This window comes from Pseudomonas sp. TMW22090 (assembly GCF_022496665.1).
Classification (GTDB): domain Bacteria; phylum Pseudomonadota; class Gammaproteobacteria; order Pseudomonadales; family Pseudomonadaceae; genus Aquipseudomonas; species Aquipseudomonas gregormendelii.
This window is the reverse complement of record NZ_SCFH01000010.1, coordinates 70412-90187: the sequence shown is the minus strand read 5'-3', so window position 1 is coordinate 90187 and position 19776 is coordinate 70412. Positions and strand designations below refer to the sequence as shown.

At 60.7% G+C, this 19776-nt stretch carries 19 protein-coding genes and 4 tRNA genes; 5 read left to right on the top strand and 18 right to left on the bottom strand.

Features of this window, described 5'->3' with window-relative positions; all coding sequences use genetic code 11:
* Window positions 1–112: 112 nt before the first annotated feature.
* The 8 genes from murB to EQV97_RS24395 form a co-directional block, all read right to left on the bottom strand.
* Complete coding sequence (murB, locus tag EQV97_RS24430) at window positions 113–1132, bottom strand: UDP-N-acetylmuramate dehydrogenase (protein ID WP_122839126.1); 1020 nt, start codon at window positions 1130–1132, stop codon at window positions 113–115.
* Window positions 1129–1593, bottom strand: coding sequence for a low molecular weight protein-tyrosine-phosphatase (locus EQV97_RS24425; protein ID WP_122839125.1), 465 nt, complete (start codon window positions 1591–1593; stop codon window positions 1129–1131). The genes murB and EQV97_RS24425 overlap by 4 nt, the downstream gene beginning before the upstream one ends.
* The gene (gene kdsB / locus EQV97_RS24420; RefSeq protein ID WP_045061737.1) at window positions 1593–2357 is read right to left on the bottom strand and encodes a 3-deoxy-manno-octulosonate cytidylyltransferase; all 765 of its coding nucleotides are present in this window, start codon (window positions 2355–2357) and stop codon (window positions 1593–1595) included. The genes EQV97_RS24425 and kdsB overlap by 1 nt, the downstream gene beginning before the upstream one ends.
* Entirely contained in the window at window positions 2354–2539 is a 186-nt protein-coding gene (locus EQV97_RS24415; protein WP_003179363.1) for a Trm112 family protein, read from the bottom strand. The genes kdsB and EQV97_RS24415 overlap by 4 nt, the downstream gene beginning before the upstream one ends.
* Before the next feature lie 24 nt (window positions 2540–2563).
* Entirely contained in the window at window positions 2564–3574 is a 1011-nt protein-coding gene (lpxK, locus tag EQV97_RS24410) for a tetraacyldisaccharide 4'-kinase (RefSeq protein ID WP_122839124.1), read from the bottom strand.
* Complete coding sequence (locus tag EQV97_RS24405; protein ID WP_045061739.1) at window positions 3574–4005, bottom strand: biopolymer transporter ExbD; 432 nt, start codon at window positions 4003–4005, stop codon at window positions 3574–3576. Before EQV97_RS24405 ends, lpxK begins: the two co-directional genes overlap by 1 nt.
* Window positions 4002–4637 carry a MotA/TolQ/ExbB proton channel family protein gene (locus EQV97_RS24400; RefSeq protein ID WP_163019410.1) on the bottom strand — a complete coding sequence of 212 codons (636 nt, stop codon included), beginning with the start codon at window positions 4635–4637 and terminating at the stop codon, window positions 4002–4004. The genes EQV97_RS24405 and EQV97_RS24400 overlap by 4 nt, the downstream gene beginning before the upstream one ends.
* Window positions 4638–4735: 98 nt before the next feature.
* Window positions 4736–6970, bottom strand: coding sequence for a DNA internalization-related competence protein ComEC/Rec2 (locus tag EQV97_RS24395; RefSeq protein WP_240890230.1), 2235 nt, complete (start codon window positions 6968–6970; stop codon window positions 4736–4738).
* Window positions 6971–7105: 135 nt separating this feature from the next.
* On the opposite strand from EQV97_RS24395, the gene EQV97_RS24390 reads away from it, so the two are divergent.
* Window positions 7106–7624, top strand: a complete 519-nt coding sequence (locus EQV97_RS24390) for a DUF2062 domain-containing protein (protein ID WP_122839121.1) — start codon at window positions 7106–7108, stop codon at window positions 7622–7624.
* A 48-nt stretch (window positions 7625–7672) separates the two neighbouring features.
* On the opposite strand, the gene EQV97_RS24385 is transcribed toward EQV97_RS24390, so the two are convergent.
* The 4 genes from EQV97_RS24385 to EQV97_RS24370 all read right to left on the bottom strand — a co-directional run bounded on the left by EQV97_RS24385 (window position 7673) and on the right by EQV97_RS24370 (window position 10841).
* Window positions 7673–8452: an ABC transporter permease gene (locus tag EQV97_RS24385; protein WP_122839120.1), complete on the bottom strand. Its 780-nt coding sequence runs from the start codon at window positions 8450–8452 to the stop codon at window positions 7673–7675.
* Window positions 8449–9381, bottom strand: coding sequence for an ABC transporter ATP-binding protein (locus EQV97_RS24380; RefSeq protein WP_045061744.1), 933 nt, complete (start codon window positions 9379–9381; stop codon window positions 8449–8451). The genes EQV97_RS24385 and EQV97_RS24380 overlap by 4 nt, the downstream gene beginning before the upstream one ends.
* Window positions 9382–9514: 133 nt before the next feature.
* Window positions 9515–10138: a glutathione S-transferase gene (locus tag EQV97_RS24375; RefSeq protein ID WP_122839119.1), complete on the bottom strand. Its 624-nt coding sequence runs from the start codon at window positions 10136–10138 to the stop codon at window positions 9515–9517.
* A 43-nt stretch (window positions 10139–10181) separates the two neighbouring features.
* Window positions 10182–10841 carry a transglutaminase family protein gene (locus EQV97_RS24370; RefSeq protein ID WP_240890229.1) on the bottom strand — a complete coding sequence of 220 codons (660 nt, stop codon included), beginning with the start codon at window positions 10839–10841 and terminating at the stop codon, window positions 10182–10184.
* A gap of 244 nt (window positions 10842–11085) precedes the next feature.
* Between EQV97_RS24370 and EQV97_RS24365 the strand changes: the two genes are divergently transcribed.
* Together EQV97_RS24365 and EQV97_RS24360 are read left to right on the top strand one after the other, a co-directional pair.
* Window positions 11086–13533, top strand: coding sequence for an acyl-CoA dehydrogenase (locus EQV97_RS24365; protein WP_240890228.1), 2448 nt, complete (start codon window positions 11086–11088; stop codon window positions 13531–13533).
* 74 nt (window positions 13534–13607) lie between these two features.
* Window positions 13608–14015 (top strand): PA2817 family protein, encoded by a 408-nt coding sequence (locus tag EQV97_RS24360; protein WP_225570854.1) that lies wholly within the window; start codon window positions 13608–13610, stop codon window positions 14013–14015.
* A gap of 163 nt (window positions 14016–14178) precedes the next feature.
* Here EQV97_RS24360 and EQV97_RS24355 read toward each other — a convergent pair whose 3' ends face one another.
* Window positions 14179–15165, bottom strand: coding sequence for a LysR family transcriptional regulator (locus EQV97_RS24355; RefSeq protein ID WP_240890227.1), 987 nt, complete (start codon window positions 15163–15165; stop codon window positions 14179–14181).
* An 88-nt stretch (window positions 15166–15253) separates the two neighbouring features.
* Here EQV97_RS24355 and EQV97_RS24350 point away from each other — a divergent pair, with 88 nt between their 5' ends.
* The gene (locus EQV97_RS24350; protein ID WP_225570856.1) at window positions 15254–15880 is read left to right on the top strand and encodes an alanyl-tRNA editing protein; all 627 of its coding nucleotides are present in this window, start codon (window positions 15254–15256) and stop codon (window positions 15878–15880) included.
* 173 nt (window positions 15881–16053) lie between these two features.
* Here the strand turns inward: EQV97_RS24350 and EQV97_RS24345 are convergent.
* The 4 genes from EQV97_RS24345 to EQV97_RS24330 all read right to left on the bottom strand — a co-directional run bounded on the left by EQV97_RS24345 (window position 16054) and on the right by EQV97_RS24330 (window position 16466).
* Window positions 16054–16129, bottom strand: a tRNA-Gly gene (locus EQV97_RS24345).
* A 3-nt stretch (window positions 16130–16132) separates the two neighbouring features.
* Window positions 16133–16208 (bottom strand) — tRNA-Glu (locus EQV97_RS24340).
* A gap of 104 nt (window positions 16209–16312) precedes the next feature.
* Window positions 16313–16388: transfer RNA gene (locus tag EQV97_RS24335), tRNA-Gly, on the bottom strand.
* Window positions 16389–16390: 2 nt separating this feature from the next.
* Window positions 16391–16466 (bottom strand) — tRNA-Glu (locus EQV97_RS24330).
* A 382-nt stretch (window positions 16467–16848) separates the two neighbouring features.
* On the opposite strand from EQV97_RS24330, the gene EQV97_RS24325 reads away from it, so the two are divergent.
* Window positions 16849–17619 carry a hypothetical protein gene (locus EQV97_RS24325; RefSeq protein WP_082069242.1) on the top strand — a complete coding sequence of 257 codons (771 nt, stop codon included), beginning with the start codon at window positions 16849–16851 and terminating at the stop codon, window positions 17617–17619.
* A gap of 107 nt (window positions 17620–17726) precedes the next feature.
* Here EQV97_RS24325 and EQV97_RS24320 read toward each other — a convergent pair whose 3' ends face one another.
* Window positions 17727–19691 (bottom strand): methyl-accepting chemotaxis protein, encoded by a 1965-nt coding sequence (locus EQV97_RS24320; protein WP_240890226.1) that lies wholly within the window; start codon window positions 19689–19691, stop codon window positions 17727–17729.
* Window positions 19692–19776: the final 85 nt, after the last annotated feature.

Genomic DNA, 19776 nt, shown 5'->3' with positions numbered 1-19776 from the left:
TGCAGCAAAATGGCTTGTATCGTTAGGCGGCTAAGTTAACCCAGGATTAACAAAAAAGCCCTGCACATCGACGAATGTGCAGGGCCTCCAGGGCAGTGCTGAAAGCGTAGCCTCAATATCTGTTGGGCTCCATTTCCAGCTCGACCTGGAATCGTTGCCAAATGTCTTTCTGGATCCGTTGCGCCAGGTCCAGCAATTGCAGGCCCGTGGCAGCGCCATAGTTGACCAGCACCAGCGCCTGCAACTTGTGCACACCGGCGTCGGCTTCGCGAAAGCCCTTCCAGCCTGCGCGCTCGATCAGCCATCCAGCCGCCAGCTTCATCTGCCCGTCGGGTTGCGCGTAGGCCACCAGATCCGGGAATTCAGCCTTGAGCCGGGTCACCAGCGCCGCCGGTACCAGAGGGTTCTTGAAGAAACTGCCAGCATTGCCCAGCACCGCAGGGTCAGGCAGTTTTTCGCTGCGAATGCTGCAGATCGCCTGGCTGACGTCGCTGGCGGTCGGACGGTCGATACCCTGCTCGGTCAGGCGCTGACGCACCGGGCCGTATTCCAGATGCAGGTGTTCAGTGCGGTTCAGGTTGAAGCGCACCCGCAAGATCAACCAGCGCCCCGGCTCCTGCTTGAACAGGCTGTCGCGGTAGGCGAACTTGCACTCGTCCAGGCTGAAGTCGCGCAGTTCGCCAGTCTGGCGATCAAGCGCGGTCAGGCCGGCAAACACGTCCTTGATCTCCACGCCATAAGCGCCGATGTTCTGCATCGGTGCCGCGCCAACCGTACCGGGGATCAGGCTGAGGTTTTCCAGGCCAGACAAACCCTGGGCCAGGGTGTGTTGCACAAACGGATGCCAAGGCTCGCCGGCTTCGGCTTCGATCACCACCTGCTGGCCGTTGTCGCTGAGCAGGCGAATCCCGCGGGTGGCCATGCGCAGCACCAGCGCCTGGATATCGGCGGTGAGCAGCAAATTGCTGCCCCCACCGATTACCAGCAATGGCACCTCGTGCTGCGTGGCATACGCCAAGGCGTCGCGCACGTCGTCGTCACTGTGGGCCTGGGCAAACAGGCGGGCCTGCACATCCACGCCAAAGCTGTTGTACGGTTTGAGCGATACCCGGGCTTGCACCTGCAGACTCATAACCGCCCCTTCAATTCGATCACCAGCAGGTCACTGGCGCGCTCGATCAGGTCCAGTACCTGCTCGAAGCCCTGGTCACCGTCGTAGTACGGGTCTGGAACTTCATCGAGTTCCGACTGATAGCGGCGCAGGAACAGGTCAAGCTCCGCCTTGCCCTTCGCAGGCTGCAATGCCTTGAGATTGCGCAGGTTGCTGTTATCCATCGCCAGGATCAGGTCATACATTGAGAAATCGGCACGACTGACTTGCTGCGCGCGCTGGGCAGACAAATCGTAACCGCGCAGGCGGGCGGCGGCCTGGCTGCGTTTATCCGGGGCCTTGCCGACGTGCCAATCGCCCGTACCGGCGGAGGCGACCTCGACTTGCCCCGACAGCCCGGCCTCGCGCAGTTTATGGCGCAGCACGCCTTCGGCGGTCGGCGAGCGGCAGATGTTGCCCAGGCAGACGAACAGAACCCGCATCAGGCCTCCAGCAGGCGACGAACCCGCTCCAGGTCTTCAGCGGTATCGACGCCGGTCGGTGGCGCGATCAAAGCGTCAGCCACGTGGATACGCACGCCGTGCCACAAGGCCCGTAGTTGTTCCAGGGATTCAGTGTTTTCCAGCCAGCAAGGGCCCCAGCTGACGAAGTCATGCAGGAACCCGGCGCGGTAAGCATAAATGCCGATGTGGCGACGGTACGGCACGCCTTCCGGCAATTGCTCGCGACTCCTGGCAAAGTCATCGCGGGCCCACGGCAAGGTCGCCCGGCTGAAGGTCAGCGCCAGACCGTTGAGGTCACTGACCACCTTGACCACATTAGTGTTGAACAGGGTTTCCACATCTTCGATCGGCTCAGCCAGAGTGGCCATGCGCGCTTCGGTGTGGGCTGCCAGGTTGGCCGCGACCTGATCGATCACATCAGGTGGAATCAGCGGTTCGTCACCTTGCACGTTGACCACGATGGCGTCGGGCGCCAGGCCCAGCTTCGTCGCCACTTCGGCCAGGCGATCGGTACCGGAGTTGTGATCTTCACGCGTCAGCACCACTTCAGCGCCAAAGCCTTTGCAGGCTTCGACGATGCGCAGGTCGTCGGTGGCCACCACCACGCGCTCGGCGCTGCTTTTGCTCGCCTGTTCCCAGACGTGCTGGATCATCGGTTTGCCGGCGATCAGCAACAACGGCTTGCCTGGCAAACGGGTGGAGGCGTAACGCGACGGGATGACGACAGTAAAGGCTGCGGTCATTTATCCAGGCGCTCGTCGGTGGTCAGGGTGCGCGCTTCGGATTCGAGCATGACCGGGATGCCGTCGCGAATCGGATAAGCGAGGCCGGCGCCCTTGCTGATCAGCTCGGTCTTGTCAGCGCTGAGCTTGAGCGGGCCTTTGCAGACCGGGCAAGCGAGGATATCGAGCAATTTGGTGTCCATGAGCATTCCCTGGATAAAACGGAGTTAAGGCAAAAGACGGTCCGGCACCAGGCGCATCAGCTGCGTATCGAACCAGGCGACAAAGGCCGGGGATGGCGCAGCATCGACCGTCAGGTACCACCAATCGGTGGCGGCGAAGGCACGGCACTTCACCGCGTCCTTTTCAGTCATTACCAAAGGCAATGACGGAGCGAAATTCAGTGCCTGCACGCTGTACTCGGCGTGGTCGGCGAACGCGTGCGGTACAGGCTTCCAGTGTAGCGTTTCGAGGGTCGTGAAGAAACGCTGTGGATTACCGATGCCGGCCACGGCATGCAGTGCCTGACCCGCAGGAAAATGATCGAGCGACCGCCGTTCACCGCTACGCAGATTGACCAGCGCGGTAGGTTGCAGCTGGAACGCAAACCCGTCATGGCGATCGTCCGCAGCGCCGTTGTAGAGCACCGCATCGACGCTCTCAAGGCGCTCGACCGGCTCACGCAGGGGCCCGGCGGGCAGGCAGCGCCGGTTACCCAGGCCACGGGCGGCGTCGATCAGCACCAGCTCAAGGTCACGGGCCAGGCGATAATGCTGCATGCCGTCGTCCGACAGGATCAGGTCCAGCGGTTCACTCTCGAGCAAGGCCCTGACCGCCTGACTGCGGTCCGGGTCGATCATCAAGGGTACGCCGGTGCGCTGGACGATCAACAGAGGCTCGTCGCCCGCAGTATCGGCGCCCTGATCCGCCGCGACTCGCCATGGCAGTTGCGGTGGTTTGGCGCCGTAACCCCGACTGACCACCCCGACGCGCAGCCCGCTACGCTGGCAGTGCTCGATCATCCAGAGAATCAGCGGAGTCTTGCCCGTGCCGCCAACGGTGATATTACCGACGACGATCAACGGCACTGGCGGCTGATAGATCTCGCCCTCGCCCGCCAGGAAACGCTTGCGCTTGTTCGTGACCACACGGCGATAGAGCCACTCCAGCGGCTGCAAGAGCTTCAGGGCCGGATGTCCCTGGTACCACGCGGCGAGCAAGCGATCGGACATGGCCATCAGGGCGCGGGCGGCGCCGCCTCGACAGTGGTCATGCGCAGGTGGCTGAAACCGAGCTTGCCGGCAGCATCCATGGCGATGATGACCGACTGATGCTGGGTCTTGCCGTCGGCGCTGATGGACAGCGGCAGGCTGGTGTCGCCGTTGGATTCTTTCTGCAGGGCGTCCATCAGGGTCGCCAGGTCGTTCTTGGGCAAGACCTGGTTATTCACCGAAAACGCGCCTTCAGCATTGATCGCCACGTCCAGGTGCTTGACCTGCTGATCTTCGGCGGGCGTTCCGCTGACGGCTTCCGGCAGGTCGACGCGCAGCTGGGTTTCACGGGTGAAAGTGGTGGTCACGACAAAAAACAGCAGCAGGATAAACACCACGTCGATCAGCGAAGCGAGGTTTATATCGACCGTTTCCCGAGGCTTGCGGCGGAATTTCACGCTCTGCCCTCGGCCAGGTCAACATCACGGTCGCCCTGTACGACCTCAACCAGCTTGATCGCTTCCTGTTCCATGCCCACCACCAGTTCGTCGATCCGGCGTTGCAGGAAACGGTGGAAGAACACCGCCGGGATACCGACCATCAGGCCTGCGGCCGTGGTGATCAGGGCTTTGGAAATACCACCGGCGAGTACCGCCGCGTTGGTGCCCATGCCGGTGCCCATGAACGCACTGAAGATATCGATCATGCCCAGCACGGTGCCGAGCAGGCCCAGCAACGGCGCCATGGCGGCAATAGTGCCCAGGGCGTTGATGTAGCGTTCGAGTTCGTGAATGACTCGCGCCGCGGCTTCCTCGATGCACTCTTTCATGATTTCGCGACCATGCCGGGAGTTGGCCAGGCCAGCCGCGAGTATTTCGCCCAGAGGGGAATTGGCGCGCAATTCCTTGAGCTTTTCCTTATTGAGCTGTTTGTCTTTGATCCAGACCCAGACCTGGCCGAGCAAATGCTCCGGAGTCACACGACTGGCACGCAGGGTCCACAGGCGCTCGACGACGATCGCCATGGCCACGATGGAACTCAGAATGATCGGCAGCATCATCCAGCCGCCGGATTTGACCAATTCCCACACAGTGACAGTCCCCTCGAAAAAGTGCGCCACTCTACCATAGGGGCTCCTCGCACCGAAGACCACGATGGCGCAACCGGTCGGGGCCCGCTGCCCGCCAGTCATTCTGCCAGCGGTGCCGGATCACGCCAGAAGCGCCGTTGTTGACGCATCGTCGCCGGTGCCGAGAAGGTCCCCAGTTGCAGATGAACGGCGCCCTGCTGCGCACTGTCGTAGATCCCCATTGCCAATTTTCGATAGCGTGCAATCACCGTCGGGTGCGGATGGCCGAACGAATTGCCGTTGCCGCGGGAGATCAGCACCGCCTTGGGCTGGAGCACGTTGAGCAGGGGCATCGTGGATGAAGTGCGACTGCCATGGTGCGGAGCCTGCAACCAGTCAGTGGCGACGGCCAGCGGGCTGCCGAGCAATGCCTGCTCGGCGGCCCGTTCGATATCACCGGTCAGCAGCAACCGCTCGCCTGAGGCCTCGATTTGCAACACGCAGGATCGGGAGTTGCTGTCCTGCGCCGACGCCCACTGCCAGAGCCGGAAGCTCACCCCGTCCCAATTCCAGTACCCGCCACTCTCGCAGGCATCTGCGAGCAGGCCGTCTGCCGGGGGAAAGGGTTCGCCGCCCATTATCCTGCGGACCGGTATTGCGTCGACCACTGCGTTGGCGCCTCCGGCATGATCGGCGTGAGCATGGCTGATCAGCATCAGGTCAAGCTGTTCCACTCCCAGCTTGCGCAACGTCGGCAGCACCACTCGCGCGCCCATGTCCATGCCCGCGGAACGCGGCCCGGCGTCATACAACAGGTTGTGATGACGAGTGCGCACCAGGATCGCCAGGCCCTGGCCGACGTCCAGAAGCCAGACCTCGGCAATGCCTTCGGCGATTGTGGGACGCGGTGGCAAGACCAGTAACAGCAACATCGGCCAGCCCAGCCATCGCAGCGGCACCCCCGCCGGCATTAGCAGCAGCAGGGCGCCGGCGGCGGCCAGCGCCCAGGTCCAAAACGCAATCGCCATAGGGTCCCAGGCGGGCACCTGCCCCGCCGCTTGCGCCAGGCCCTTGAACAGCCAGTCGAGCAGCCCCCCGGCGAGCCACAGCAACCCCTCGCCCACATAAGGCATTGGCAGCAGCAAGGTGCCAAGCAATGCAGGCGGCAGGACAAACAGACTGATCCAGGGCACCGCGAGTAAATTGACCAGCGGCCCACTGAGGCTGATCGGCAGGCCGAGGATGAGTAAAAGCGGACTCAAACCAATGGCGATCATCCACTGGGCGCGAGTCCAGGTTTGCCACCAGGGCAATGAGCCAAGCCGACCGCCGAAAGTGAAGATCAACACCCCCACCGCCGCAAAGGACAGCCAGAAACCGGGTTGCAGGCTCGTCAGCGGGTCCATCAACAGGACCCCGTTCAGCGCCAGCAGCAGCGGCCACCAGGCGCCGAGATGGCGCAAACGCAGGCGCCACAGCAGCACCAGGCCGATCATCACACAGGCCCGGCGCACCGGTACGTCGAAGCCGGCAAGCAAGCCATAACCAAGAGCCGCCGCAAATGCCAATCCGCACGCCCAAGGCAGCCAAGGCAAACGGCGCGGCCATAAGCCATAACGAGCCAGCCCCGCGATCAGCAAGTACATCACGCCTGCCAGCAAACCGATGTGCTGCCCGGAAATCACCAGCAAATGTACGGTGCCGGTGTCTTGCAGCACCTGCCAGTCCTCGCGGCTCAGGCCGCTGCCGTCGCCCAGCACCAAGGCCGCCAGCGCGCCGCTGCGGCCCTGCGCATCTACACTCAGCAAGCGCTGGCGCAGGCTATCGCGCCAGGCTCCCCGGGCATCTGCGAGTATTTCGCCAGCCTTCACCGTGCCGGTGGCGCCGATGCGTTGCGCCAGCAGCCAGGCGTCGTAGTCGAATGCATGGGGATTGAGCAGCCCGATGGGTCGTTTCAGCTTGACTGCCAGGCGCCAGCGTTCCCCGCTATTCACCGCAGGGCCGTCGTACCAGGCCAGGCGCATCCGCTGCGGGAGCTTTGTACGGCGGGAATGGCTGTCCGACAGCTCGAAGCGCACGACACCTTCGCCGTTCTGCGGCAGTCCCGTGACCGTCCCCTCCACCCAACGGGTTTCACCCTCGAGCTGAATCGGCAAGCGATCGTTTAGCGCCCATTGCGCCTGGGTACAGGCCCAAGTGAAGCCAAACAGGAAAAAAGCCAGCGGATAGGCGCGAAACGGCAGCACCATCAAGCCCACTATCGGCATCAGTATCAACGACCAGACCGGCGGTAATGCCGGTAAGAAACGCAGGGTCAGCAAACCCAGCCCCAGCGCTATCATCCCTGTGCGCATACGCCCGTCCTTGGAGTCCACCCACTAGGCATAGTCGGGGGATGGCACGGCCGTCGTTATTAATTGTCACAAAGTCTGAATGGGCGGTTCACAGAATCGAGACATACTTGCCGCCTTAACCGACCGAGAAGCCTTATGCCCCGGCGCTTATTCAAACGCTACATGCCAGATCCGACGAGCATCAGGGAACATAAGTCCTTACGCTTCCTTGGCACCCTGCTGCATGACCCGAACCTGTGGCACCTCAACCGCCATTCCGTTGCCCGGGCGATGGCCGTGGGTTTGTTCGCCGCCTTCCTGCCCATTCCCTTGCAGATGCTGGTAGCCGCGGCGTTGGCCATCATGGTGCGCGGCAATATCCCCATCGCCGTCAGCCTGGTCTGGCTGACCAATCCAATCACCATGCCGGTCGTGTTCTTTTGTACCTACCAGACGGGCGCCTGGTTGATGGACATTCCTGCCCGGCACTTGCCGGACGAACTGACGTGGGAATGGATCAGCGGCGAGCTGTCCACGATGTGGCAGCCATTCCTGCTGGGTTCGGTGGTCACGGGACTGGTGCTGGGAGCCTTGGCCTACTGCCTGACGATGCTGTACTGGCGCTGGTGGGTTGCGCGGCAGTGGCGGCGGCGCAAGAAAAACCGGATGTCGTGATGCAAAACGGCCTCCGCATGGGAGGCCGTTTGTCTATCCAGGATTACTTTAAGTACGCATCCCGCGGCCACTCACCAGCAACCGCGCGCAACCGATATACAGCACCACAGTCGCCACCAGCATGAAGGTAATCGCTACGCTGATGCGGATGTCCGAGACCCCGAGGATGCCGTAACGGAACGCATTGACCATGTGCAGCACCGGGTTCGCCAGGGACACGGTCTGCCAGAACGGCGGCAGCAGGGAAATCGAGTAGAACACCCCGCCCAGGTACGTCAGCGGCGTCAGCACAAAGGTCGGGATGATCGAAATGTCATCAAAGTTGCGCGCAAACACGGCGTTGATGAAGCCCAGCAACGAGAAGATCGTTGCCGTCAGCACCACCACCAGGATGGTCACGCCCAGGTGGTGCACCTGCAAATGGGTAAAGAACAGCGACAACAGGGTCACGATCACCCCCACCATCAACCCGCGCAGCACGCCCCCGAGGGTGTAGCCGATCAGGATTGTGTGCGGCGACACCGGCGACACCATCAATTCCTCGATGGAGCGCTGGAACTTGCTGCCAAAAAAACTCGACACCACGTTGCCGTAGGAGTTGGTGATCACCGACATCATGATCAGGCCCGGCACGATGTACTCCATATAGGTGAAGCCACCCATGTCACCAATCTGCCGACCGATCAGGTTCCCGAAAATCACGAAGTACAGCACCATGGTGATCGCTGGCGGCAGCAAGGTCTGCGGCCAGATTCGGGTGAAGCGCCTGACCTCGCGGTAGACGATAGTGTTCAGGGCAACGAGGTTGGGTTGCAGCTCGGAACTCATACCGCCACCTTCGACAGATTTTTCTCCACCAGGGACACGAACAACTCCTCAAGGCGATTGGTTTTGTTGCGCAGGCTCAACACTTCGATGTTCTGCTGCGCAAGCTGGGTGAACAGCGCGGTGATGCCCATGGCCTTGTCGACCTGGACCTCAAGGGTATGACCGTCGACCAGTCTGGCCGGGTAACCAAGCAACTGCGGCGCAACGCTCAAGGTGTTCTTGAGATCGAGCAGGAAGGTTTCCACATGCAACTGCCCCAGCAATTGCTTCATGCTGGTGTTCTCGACGATGGTGCCGTGGTCAATGATGCCGATGTTGCGGCACAGCTGCTCAGCCTCTTCCAGATAATGGGTGGTGAGGATGATGGTGATGCCTTTCTGGTTCAGCTCGGTGAGGAAGGTCCACATCGAACGCCGCAACTCGATGTCCACCCCCGCCGTCGGCTCGTCGAGGATCAGCAAGCGCGGTTCGTGAACCAGCGCGCGGGCAATCATCAACCGGCGCTTCATCCCGCCAGACAGGGATCGCGATGGCGTATCGCGCTTGTCCCACAACCCCAGTTGGGTCAGGTACTGCTCGGCGCGCTCCTTGGCGATTTTCGGCGGGATGCCGTAGTAGCCGGCCTGGGTCACGACGATGTCGAAAGTCTTTTCGAACTGGTTGAAGTTGAATTCCTGGGGCACGACGCCGATGGAGCGCTTGAGCGCCGCCGGGTTCTTGTCCAAATCATGACCGAAGATGTTCACCGTGCCGCTGGTCTTGTTCACCAGGGTCGAGAGAATGCCGATGGTCGTGGACTTGCCCGCACCGTTAGGGCCGAGCAAGGCGAAAAAATCACCTTCGGCGACATCCAGATCGATACCACTCAGGGCCTGGAAACCGTTGCCGTAGGTTTTGGTTAGCTGCCGGATGGACAGAGCGGAACTCATATCGGATTACGCACCAAGAAGGGAAAGGAAGGAATAGATAAGGGCGGGCGGTGACTAACACAACCGCAGCGCATGAGCGCAATGGTGCTTGTCCCCGCCACACAAGTACAGTCAAGCGTGTCGATAGTGAGTATTAAGTCAACGCGGTCATGACGGCTTTCTGATACGCCGGACGCTGCTTGAGCCGTGCGTACCAGGCCTCAAGATGGGGCTGGGGTGCGCGCTCGATGGGCATTTCAAACCAGGCATAAATAAAACTGCCCAGGGGTATGTCACCCATGCCGATCTCGTCACCCGACAGGTAGGGTTGGGCCGTCAACGCCTGATCGACTACCGCCAGCAGCGCGTCGCACTCCTTGATCGCAGCGTGGATGGCCGGCCAGTCCTGTTGATCGGCCGAGGTGCGCAGCACACCCCAGAACACGGTGCGGAACGGGCCTGCAAAGTTCGAAGTGGTCCAGTCCATCCACTTGTCGGCGCTGGCGCGGGCTTGCGGATCCGCCGGGTACCAGGCGCTGTTGCTGGCGTGGCGGGCCAGGAGATAACGCACGATGGCATTGGATTCCCACAGCACGAAGCCGTCGTCTTCAATCACCGGCACACGACCATTAGGGTTCATCGCCCGGTAATGCGCGGTGTCCACGACGCCAAAGGCACCGCCGGCATCTATTGCCTCGTAAACCAGGCCCAGCTCCTCGGCGGCCCACAACGGTTTCCTGACATTCGACGAGTTCTTGCGACCCCAGATCTTCAGCATGAGCGCCTCTTTATGGATGAATGCGCAGGCAGCATACGCCGGATCAGGCGCGACTCAAATCGCTCTGCATGTCCCCCAGCAGCGCCGGCAACTGCCCGGCAAACAGGTGCGGGTAACATTTTTCCAGGTGCTCGAAAAAGAACGCTTCAGGCACATCGGTGAACTGGCCATGGTCGACCAGGTACTCCATCAACGGCTCGCCATCGCGATTGAAAGGGTGGAACACGCTGTCGTTGATCCCGTCGAACTCCAATGGCGCGACGTTGAACAATTCGCACAGGCCTTGATTGAATGCCGGCGTGGCCTTGACCCAGCGTCCGTTCAGGAACAGTTCGGTATAACCGTGCATGGCGAACACGTCGCTCCTGAGCAGTTCGAGCAGCCGCGGGGTCGAAAGGTGATTGCGCACGTCAGCCAGGCCGATACGTGCCGGGATTGCGCAATGCCGCGCCGCGCCAGCCAGCAATGTGGCCTTGGGCACGCAATAGCTTTCTCCTGCCGCCAACGCGTAACTGCCGCACAGGGTCTGCGGGTCGCGGCTGAAGGTATAAGGGTTGTAACGCACAGCTTCGCGCACGGCGTAATAGAGATTGATCGCCTGCTCGAGCGGATCGCGACTGGCGCCACGGTGTTTTTCAGCGAACTCCACTACTGACGGGTGGTCACTATCGATGAAGCGGCCGGGGCTCAAATACTCGCGCATGAGATCAATCTCCTGGGGAAGACCCGAGTCTAGCGACAGGATAAGCACAGAGATAACGACATTTCGGCCAAACATGGGCGCATTGTCGCGCGAGCAGCGAACGATTTGCGCAGGCTGTTGCCAACCGTGCCTGCAAAACTTTTACAAGGTTTCTCACAATTCAACACCTTGCCCTGATCACCCTGCTACGGATGCCGTCTAAGCTCTGAGGGTTGGTTTTGCCCTGGTTCACGGAGGATTAAATATGCTGTTGTTGTGGATACTGGTTCTGATCGTCGGCGTTGCCTATCTGGCGCATCGCCGCACCGCCCCACTCCCCGCCTTGTGCATCGTTGGCGTTTTTGTGGTGGCAATGGGCGCCTTCAGTCACGCGCCAGGCTGGTTGTTGCTGCTGCTATGGGTGTTGATCGCCGCCGTGGCGGCGCCCTTGTTGCTGCCGGACCTGCGCCGCAAGTTTTTCAGCGCGCCACTGTTCAGCTGGTTCCAGAAAACCCTGCCGCCGATGTCGCAGACCGAGCGCGATGCGATCGACGCCGGCACGGTGTGGTGGGACGGTGAATTGTTCAGTGGCCGTCCGGACTGGGATAAGTTGCTGGCCTACCCGAAAGTGCAGTTGAGCGAAGAGGAACAGGCCTTTATCGATGGCCCGACCGAAGAGCTCTGCGCCATGGTCAGTGACTGGCAGATCGGCCAGGACATGGACCTGCCACCGCAAGCCTGGGCCCACATCAAGGACAACGGCTTTTTCGCCCTGATCATCCCCAAGGAATTCGGCGGCAAGGGCTTTTCCGCCTATGCCCACTCCCAGGTGGCGATGAAACTGGCGACTCGCAGCGGCGACCTCGCCTCCACCGTGATGGTCCCCAACTCCCTCGGCCCTGCCGAGCTGCTGCTGCACTACGGCACCGACGAACAACGCAACCACTACTTGCCACGCCTGGCGCGCGGTGACGATATTCCGTGCTTCGCCCTGACCGGCCCGCTTGCCGGCTCCGATGCCGGCGCGATGCCCGACACCGGGATCATCTGCAAGGGTCAATGGGAAGGCCAGGAAACCCTTGGCCTGCGCCTGAACTGGGAAAAACGCTACATCACCCTGGGCCCCGTCGCGACCCTCCTCGGCCTGGCGTTCAAGGCCTACGACCCGGACCATCTGCTGGGTGACAAGGAAGACCTGGGCATCAGCCTGGCGCTGATTCCAACTGACACCCCTGGCGTCGAGATCGGACGTCGCCACCTGCCACTGGGCGCGGCGTTCATGAACGGCCCCAATTCCGGCAGGGACGTGTTCATCCCCCTGGACTACCTGATAGGCGGCCAGGAGATGCTCGGCAAGGGCTGGATGATGTTGATGAACTGCCTGTCCGTCGGCCGTTCGATTTCCCTGCCGGCAGTTGGCACCGGCGCCGCCAAGTTCACCAGCCTGGTGACCGGCCAGTACGCCCAGGTCCGCGAGCAGTTCAACGTGCCACTTTCGGCGTTCGAGGGTATCCAGGAAGCCATGGCGCGTATCGGCGGCAATGCGTGGATGATGGATGCAGCGCGGATGCTTACCGCCAATGCCGTAGACCTGGGCGAGAAGCCTTCGGTGCTGTCGGCGATCCTCAAGTACCACCTGACCGAACGTGGACGCGAATGCATCAGCCACGCCATGGATGTACACGGCGGCAAGGCCATCATCATGGGCCCGAACAATTACCTGGGACGCAGCTGGAACGGCGCGCCGATCTTCATCACCGTGGAAGGCGCCAACATCCTTTCGCGCAACCTGATGATCTTTGGCCAAGGCGCGATTCGCTGCCATCCGTTCGTACTCAAGGAAATGGCCCTGGCGGGGCGCGAGGACAAGGATCAGGCCCTGGTCGAGTTCGATGCGTTGCTGCTCAAGCACATCGGATTTGCCGTTAGCAACGCCGCCAGCACCCTGGTGCTGAACCTCGGCTTTGGTCACTTTGAACGAGCGCCAGGCAATGCCCTGAGTCAAGGGTACTTCCGCGCGCTCAACCGCCAGGCCGCCGCGTTCGCCATGCTCGCCGACCTCAGCATGATGCTGCTGGGTGGCGAACTTAAACGTCGCGAACGCCTGTCGGCACGCCTGGGTGATGTACTCAGCAACATGTACCTGGCCTCTGCGGCACTCAAGCGTTACCACGATCTCGATTCGCCTGAACATATGGCGCCGCTGTTCAACTGGGCGATGGAAGAAAGCCTCGGTCAGTCGGAAAAGGCCCTCGACGAATTGCTGACCAACTTCCCGAACAAAGTACTGGGCTGCCTGCTGCGGGTGATCGTGTTTCCATTCGGTCGCCGTCACAAAGGTCCGTCGGATAAGCTCGGTGCCGAGGTCGCTGCTGTCATCGGTCGCGCCAAAGGTGATCCGACCCTGGAAGAGTTGCTCGGTGGTTGCTACCGCCCGCAGGCGGCAGATGACGCGGTCGGCGCGTTGCAGCACGCGTGCAACCTGTTGAACGCCGCGCAGCCTTTGCAGAAGAAGCTGCATGTGGCGCTCAAGAGTGGCCAGGTCAAGCCGGCTGCCGGGGAACACGCGATTGATGCGGCACTGGAAGCGGGCGTGTTGCAGCCAGTGGAAGCGCTGACGTTGCGTGATGCCGAGGCGGCACGACGCAAGGTGATCGATGTCGATGACTTCGACAAGGAAGAGCTGGCACTGGCCGACGGAAAGGTCCGCTGATTCCGTTCTACCTGTAAAAACGGGCGCAGGAGCTTTATACTCCCGCGCCCGTTTTGCTCTTGAGGACTTATCTCGTGTCCAACATCGTTGCCGATCATCTCGTCCTGCTGGACCACTTGCGCAGCATCCTGGTCGCCGTGGGCGAGGCCGAGCAGGTTCCCGAAGAAAGCCATGCCTTGTTCCTGGAGCGTTTCGACGAACTGCGGGCATTGTTGCCAGTGGACCCGATTGAAAGCCAATACCTGGGCCAGGACATCCTCTGCCAGGTGATCACCCGCTACCCGCAAATCGCCCACCTGGTCCCGCGCGACCTGCTGTGGTATTTCGCCGGTGACTGCCTGCACTACATGCCTGACGACGAAATCGACTTGTACCAGGCGCTGGAAGAACGTCGCTTCGAAGCCGAACAGAACGATGAGCCGTTCGACTGGAATCAGGAGAAGCAACTGCTGTCGATGTCCAACGACGACAGCAAGCACTGATCCACGATCAGCAATACCAGAGGCCCGCACGGTGAACATGCGGGCCTTTTTCGTGGCAGCCGATGACGCCATCGCGGGCAAGCCTTGCTCCCACAGGTAAAACCGGACCATGGCGGGCTGACCTTGACCCCGTGGGAGCAAGGCTCGTCCGCGATGGGGCCTCTCAGGGCAAACCTTCACCTTCAGGCGTCTCATAGGCCGCCAACTCAGCTCCCCGACCAGGCTTGCCCAAGGTCGGCTCTTTCTCCAGGCACTCCACCAGATAATCGATAAACACGCGCAACTTCGGCGGCATGTACCGGGTTGGTGAATGCAGCAGCCAGGCACCACCATGGTAGGACGCCAGAAAGGTCCAGTCCGGCAACACCTGCACGATCACCCCCTGCTCCAACGCGTGACGTGCCGTGAAATAAGGCAGGCTGCCAATTCCGATATGCTGCAACACCGCCCCCAGGCGAACGCCGGTGTGATTGGCCGCATAACGCCCGCGCACACCGACCGTGATCGCCTTGGTGCCCTTTTTGAATTTCCAGCGCGCATCGCTTGGGGTTTCTCCCAGGTAAATGCAACTGTGATTGAGCAAATCATGGGGGTGCGTCGGTATGCCGTGTTCGGCCAGGTATTGCGGAGTGGCGCACAGCATATGATCGATCGTCAGCAGCTGGCGCCCCACCAACCCGGCAGGTGGCCGATCAGTGATTCGAATGGCCAGGTCGACATGGTCATCGATCAGATCCACCTGCCGATCCTCCAGCAACAACTCAACGTCCACCTTGGGGAAACGCCGCAAGAATTCCGGCATGTGCGGGTGAATCACAAACCGCCCAACCGCCTTGGGCACGCTCACCCGTATCAGCCCTTCTGCCTCATCCGTGAACTGGCCACTGATCTCCATGACCGACCTGGCGGCGCTGACCATTTCCTGGCAACGCTTGAACACCTCCTCGCCACCATCACTGAGCCGCAACTTGCGCGTGGTGCGTTGCAGCAAGCGAGTGGCCAGCGCTTTTTCCAGGCGCGAAATGCTGCGACTGACCGCAGACGGCGAGGAGCCGAGTTGACGAGCCGCTTCAGAGAAGCTGCCAGTCTCGACAACCTTGACGAAAATCGCCATTTCACCCAGCAGCGGCAACGGAAGATTTATGCTCACAGCGCAACAGTCCTTTGATGTTTGACCGGATTATCACGCTTTTCCCCGCTACCTATAATAAAAAACAGTATTTATCCGGATTCGGCACATGACGCTTCGCCTCTTTTTCCACAGTGATGACCTCAATGCCAACGTGGAAGTACTGGACTGCATGCCCCACGAGAACGAATTCGCCGTCGTGCTGCGGGCCACACTCTTTCACCCCCAGGGCGGTGGACAGCCTTTTGATACCGGCTGGATCGGCGAGAGCCAAGTGCTTCGTGTGGTCCAGGATCCCGACCGCATCATCCATTTTGTCGACCGCCCGATAACCCCGGGCATGACCCGGATTCGGATCGACGAGCAACGTCGCCAATTCAATACCCGCATGCATTCTGCCGGACATTTGATCGGCCACCTCGTCCAGGCCATGGGCTGGATGCCAGTCAAGGCGCATCACTGGCCAGGTGAAGGCCGGGTGCAATTCAAACCTGCCGAGTCCGCCCAAGAGGTCGACGTAAAGACTGTCCAGATCGGCCTCGATCAGTGGATTGCCGACGACCTGCCGCGCCTGACGTCGCTACGCGAAGGCGCACGGGAAATCAGCTTTGGCGAACTCCCTGCCTATGGCTGCGGCGGCACTCATGTACGCAGCCTGAGGGAGTTGGGCACGGTCGCCATCGCCTCCGTCTCGTCGAAAAAAGGCGTGCTATCGGTTCACTACAGCGTGGACTGAGGCTGGGGCAGCCATTCACTTCTGGCGGTATTGCCGGTCACCTGACCCTTTGGATCTAAACAGCCACACACGCAAAAGGCCCGCTCAGTCTGACTGGCGGGCCTCTTCACTTCTCGGGAACAAATTCTGCACAAACAAAAACGCCGCTCAATGAGCGGCGTTTTCGTTAAATATGGAGCGGGAAACGAGACTCGAACTCGCGACCCCGACCTTGGCAAGGTCGTGCTCTACCAACTGAGCTATTCCCGCAAATGGCGTCCCCTAGGGGACTCGAACCCCTGTTACCGCCGTGAAAGGGCGGTGTCCTAGGCCACTAGACGAAGGGGACACGCTGCCCGGAACACATGGTGTGTGTTTCGGTACCCAGAGCCGCATCCGAAGACTTGGTTCTGGTTTCACTCAGTGCTGCCCGAAAGCAACACTGTTTAAAAATGGAGCGGGAAACGAGACTCGAACTCGCGACCCCGACCTTGGCAAGGTCGTGCTCTACCAACTGAGCTATTCCCGCATTGGCGTCCCCTAGGGGACTCGAACCCCTGTTACCGCCGTGAAAGGGCGGTGTCCTAGGCCACTAGACGAAGGGGACACACGTACAACATTCACTCCCTACCGCGTTTCGCTGTGTGCTTTACGCTGTAAGTGGCGCGCATTCTATGGATGGATTGAGAGGTCGTCAACCCCCAGATATAAATTTATTTAAATCAATGACTTCGACCTGGATTCAGGCGCGTTTCGGGCTTTTCCGCCGCCCGGTGTCTGACGCCTATATTCTGACGCCTGCCAAGACGTTATAGTCGATCCGGGCCACAGATGATGGCCATATGCACCCAGTACAGAGATTACTTATATAAGGCGCATGACGGCCGATACAGGCTGGACACTGTCCGATTCAACCCGTCGTGCGGCGCTATGCGCTCCAATGCCAAGCCACTACACTCGCTCGCGAATCCCATAAAGAGGTCTTACCGGTGACTCCACTCATGATCACCCTGCTCGTCGTAGCCGGGATCGCGCTATTGATCGTCATTGGCTACATGAACAATGTGGTGGAAAACAACAAGCTGGAGAAGGCCCGCACCAAGGTTGAGCTCAACGACCGCCTGCGTCGTTGCGGTGAGATCACCGAGACGTTCCCTGGGCAGTTGATGACACCGGCACTCAAGCTGCTGTTGACGCGCCTGGAGCTCAATGTCTGCCAGCGCCTGCTCAACCTGGAAAAATCCAATGCCGGGCTCAAGGCCCGGATTGCCGAGCTGACGGCGCTGGTCGCGCAAGGGGAATCGATTCCGGTCAATAACCCGCCGGCGCCGATCCAGACTGAGGCCAAAGCCAAGGACGTACGTTTCCTGCTTGAGGCCCTGCACGGTCAAATTACCCGCGCAGCCCAGGACGGTTTCCTGCCCACCAACGAAGCCAAGCGCTGGATCCGTGAGGTTCGCCATATCCTGGTGCTGCTGCACATCGAGTTTTTCAACAATCTGGGCCAGCACTCGCTGCAGCAAAATCAACCTGGCCAGGCGCGACTGGCTTTCGAGCGCGGCGTTCAATACCTGCGCAAACAGCAGGAACCGCAGGTTTACGCCGAACAGCTGCAGTATCTGGAGAAACTCCTGGCTCGTGCCAATGCCCAGGTGATGGACAAGACTGCGCCTGCCGAAGACGAAGTGAACCAGTTGACCGAAGGCCTCAAGGACGTCGAAGCCGATGCGGACTGGAAGAAAAAAGTCATCTACGACTGATCGACCTGTGCAGGGGCGAGCTTGCTCGCGAAAAACGTCTGAGCGCTGCGGGGTGTCTGAATCCCCGAGTCATCGTTGACGACCATCGCGAGCTCGCTCCTACAGAGTCAGAGCCTGAAATGCCCCACCATCCCCTTCAGTTCAATCCCCAACTGCGCCAGCTCGATACTGGAAGCGGCATTGCCCTGCATCGCCAGCGAAGACTGGTCGGCACTGGCACGGATGCTCGTTACGCTTCTATTGATTTCCTCTGCCACCGAGCTCTGTTCCTCGGCGGCTGCAGCAATTTGCTGGTTCATCTGCTGAATCAATGACACGGCAGCCGCGATGCTGCCCAAGGCACTTTCGGTCTGCAGTGCATCGCTCACCGCCAGCTTGACCAGCTCCCCGCTGTTCTGGATCTGTTGCACCGATGAGTGCGCCGCAGAACGCAAGGCGCTTACCAGGCGTTCTATTTCCTCGGTCGATTGCTGGGTGCGCTTGGCCAGGGCTCGAACTTCATCTGCAACCACTGCGAAGCCCCTGCCCTGCTCTCCGGCGCGCGCGGCTTCAATCGCCGCGTTCAGCGCCAGCAGATTGGTCTGCTCGGCCACGCTCTTGATGACGCCGAGCACCGTGCCGATGTTCTGGATCTCGGCGCTCAGGCTTTCAATGCTTGAACTGGCCGAGGTCGCTGAATCCGCCAGCAGCTCGATCCGGGCCATGCTCTGGCGCACCACTTGCTGTCCGCTTTCGACCTTGCTGTCCGCCGTCTGCGCCGCTTGAGCGGCCTCCTCTGCATTACGCGCGACGTCATGCACGGTGGCGGTCATCTGGTTCATTGCGGTGGCCACCTGCTCGGTTTCCTCCTTCTGGCTACTGACCTCAAGATTGGTCTGCTCGGTGCCTGCCGATAACGACTGCGCCGAACTGGCCAACTGTTCGATGCCGGCCTGCAAGCCACTGACGATGGTGCTCAGCCCTGCCCCCATCTGCTGCATGGCATGCATCAGTTGACCGATTTCGTCGCGCCGGGTCACCTCGACCGTCGCACTCAGATCCCCCGATGCAATTCGCTGGGCGACCTGGATCACACTGCGCAGAGGCGCCACGATCAGGCGGGTGATTACCCACGCGGCAATCAGGCCGGCCAGGAGTGCCAGCACAGAGGAACCGATGATCAGCAATGCATTCTTTTTCAGCTCTGCCTGCATGGACTGATCTTCGGCGACATAGGCCTGGTCCACTCGATCCACCACTTGGGCGGCACGCTGGTGCAACTGCGCATAGACGGTCTTTTCCTGAGCCAGCAGCCCGGTGTACTCCGCGAGTTTTTCACTGAAACCGGCAATGTGGCCAGTCACTTCGTTGAGCACCGTCTTGTAGCCGTCATCCAGGACCGTGGATTTGAGCTGCTCAGCCTGGGCCAGCGCCTGGTCAGCCTGCTCGATCTTGCCCTGGCCGGCGCCGTCATCACCCTTGCGACTCAAGTCCAGGCGTACCCGTGCCTCGTTCATCGCCTGCAGCATCAACCGCGAGACCTGACTGACCTGACCGGCCTGTTCGATGAATTGCGCGCCATCCTTGCCCTGGGACTCTTTCAGGGTGTAAGCCCCATCATCGGCGAGCCCGGCCTGCAAAACATCGAGGTTGTTGGCAACGCTTGAGACTGACCAATTGGCCATTTCCAAGGCCAGGTCCTTGGTCTGGCTGAGCGAGACGAACTCGTCGAAGGCTTTTCTATAAGCCAGAAGCGATTGCTCCACGTCATTCATGACCGGCACATTCGCTGCAGAGGCCTGCTTGAGCCCGGTCGCCAGGGCAATCAGCTCGTCGACCCCGGCGTGCAAGGCCTCGACGGTTTTAGCGTCGCCCCGCAAGGCGTACTCCTGCTCGAGCAAGCGCACCTTGAGCAGGCCGCTATTAAGCGAGGACATCTGTTTGAGATCATTGAAGCGCTGGCTGATGGCCTGCAATGACCATACGCCGATTGCCGCGATAAGCGCCGTCAACAACAGTACCAAGGCAAACCCCACACCCATTTTTTTTGCCATACCGAGGTTGGCAAAACGTCCTTGCACGGCCGATTTCATTGCACTGGGTCCCCTGATCGAGTCTATTCAAGCAGATTCGCAACGGGCACAAGGCAACACAAGACTCTGGCGTCGGAATAATGGC

Coding starts and splice junctions, on each gene's coding strand:
- EQV97_RS24320 (WP_240890226.1), bottom strand. CDS start 19,691: ATGAAATCGGCCGTGCAAGGACGTTTTGCCAACCTCGGTATGGCAAAA.
- EQV97_RS24395 (WP_240890230.1), bottom strand. CDS start 6,970: ATGCGCACAGGGATGATAGCGCTGGGGCTGGGTTTGCTGACCCTGCGT.
- EQV97_RS24375 (WP_122839119.1), bottom strand. CDS start 10,138: ATGCTGAAGATCTGGGGTCGCAAGAACTCGTCGAATGTCAGGAAACCG.
- murB (WP_122839126.1), bottom strand. CDS start 1,132: ATGAGTCTGCAGGTGCAAGCCCGGGTATCGCTCAAACCGTACAACAGC.
- EQV97_RS24350 (WP_225570856.1), top strand. CDS start 15,254: ATGACGCTTCGCCTCTTTTTCCACAGTGATGACCTCAATGCCAACGTG.
- EQV97_RS24380 (WP_045061744.1), bottom strand. CDS start 9,381: ATGAGTTCCGCTCTGTCCATCCGGCAGCTAACCAAAACCTACGGCAAC.
- EQV97_RS24365 (WP_240890228.1), top strand. CDS start 11,086: ATGCTGTTGTTGTGGATACTGGTTCTGATCGTCGGCGTTGCCTATCTG.
- EQV97_RS24390 (WP_122839121.1), top strand. CDS start 7,106: ATGCCCCGGCGCTTATTCAAACGCTACATGCCAGATCCGACGAGCATC.
- EQV97_RS24385 (WP_122839120.1), bottom strand. CDS start 8,452: ATGAGTTCCGAGCTGCAACCCAACCTCGTTGCCCTGAACACTATCGTC.
- EQV97_RS24425 (WP_122839125.1), bottom strand. CDS start 1,593: ATGCGGGTTCTGTTCGTCTGCCTGGGCAACATCTGCCGCTCGCCGACC.
- EQV97_RS24370 (WP_240890229.1), bottom strand. CDS start 10,841: ATGCGCGAGTATTTGAGCCCCGGCCGCTTCATCGATAGTGACCACCCG.
- kdsB (WP_045061737.1), bottom strand. CDS start 2,357: ATGACCGCAGCCTTTACTGTCGTCATCCCGTCGCGTTACGCCTCCACC.
- lpxK (WP_122839124.1), bottom strand. CDS start 3,574: ATGGCCATGTCCGATCGCTTGCTCGCCGCGTGGTACCAGGGACATCCG.
- EQV97_RS24415 (WP_003179363.1), bottom strand. CDS start 2,539: ATGGACACCAAATTGCTCGATATCCTCGCTTGCCCGGTCTGCAAAGGC.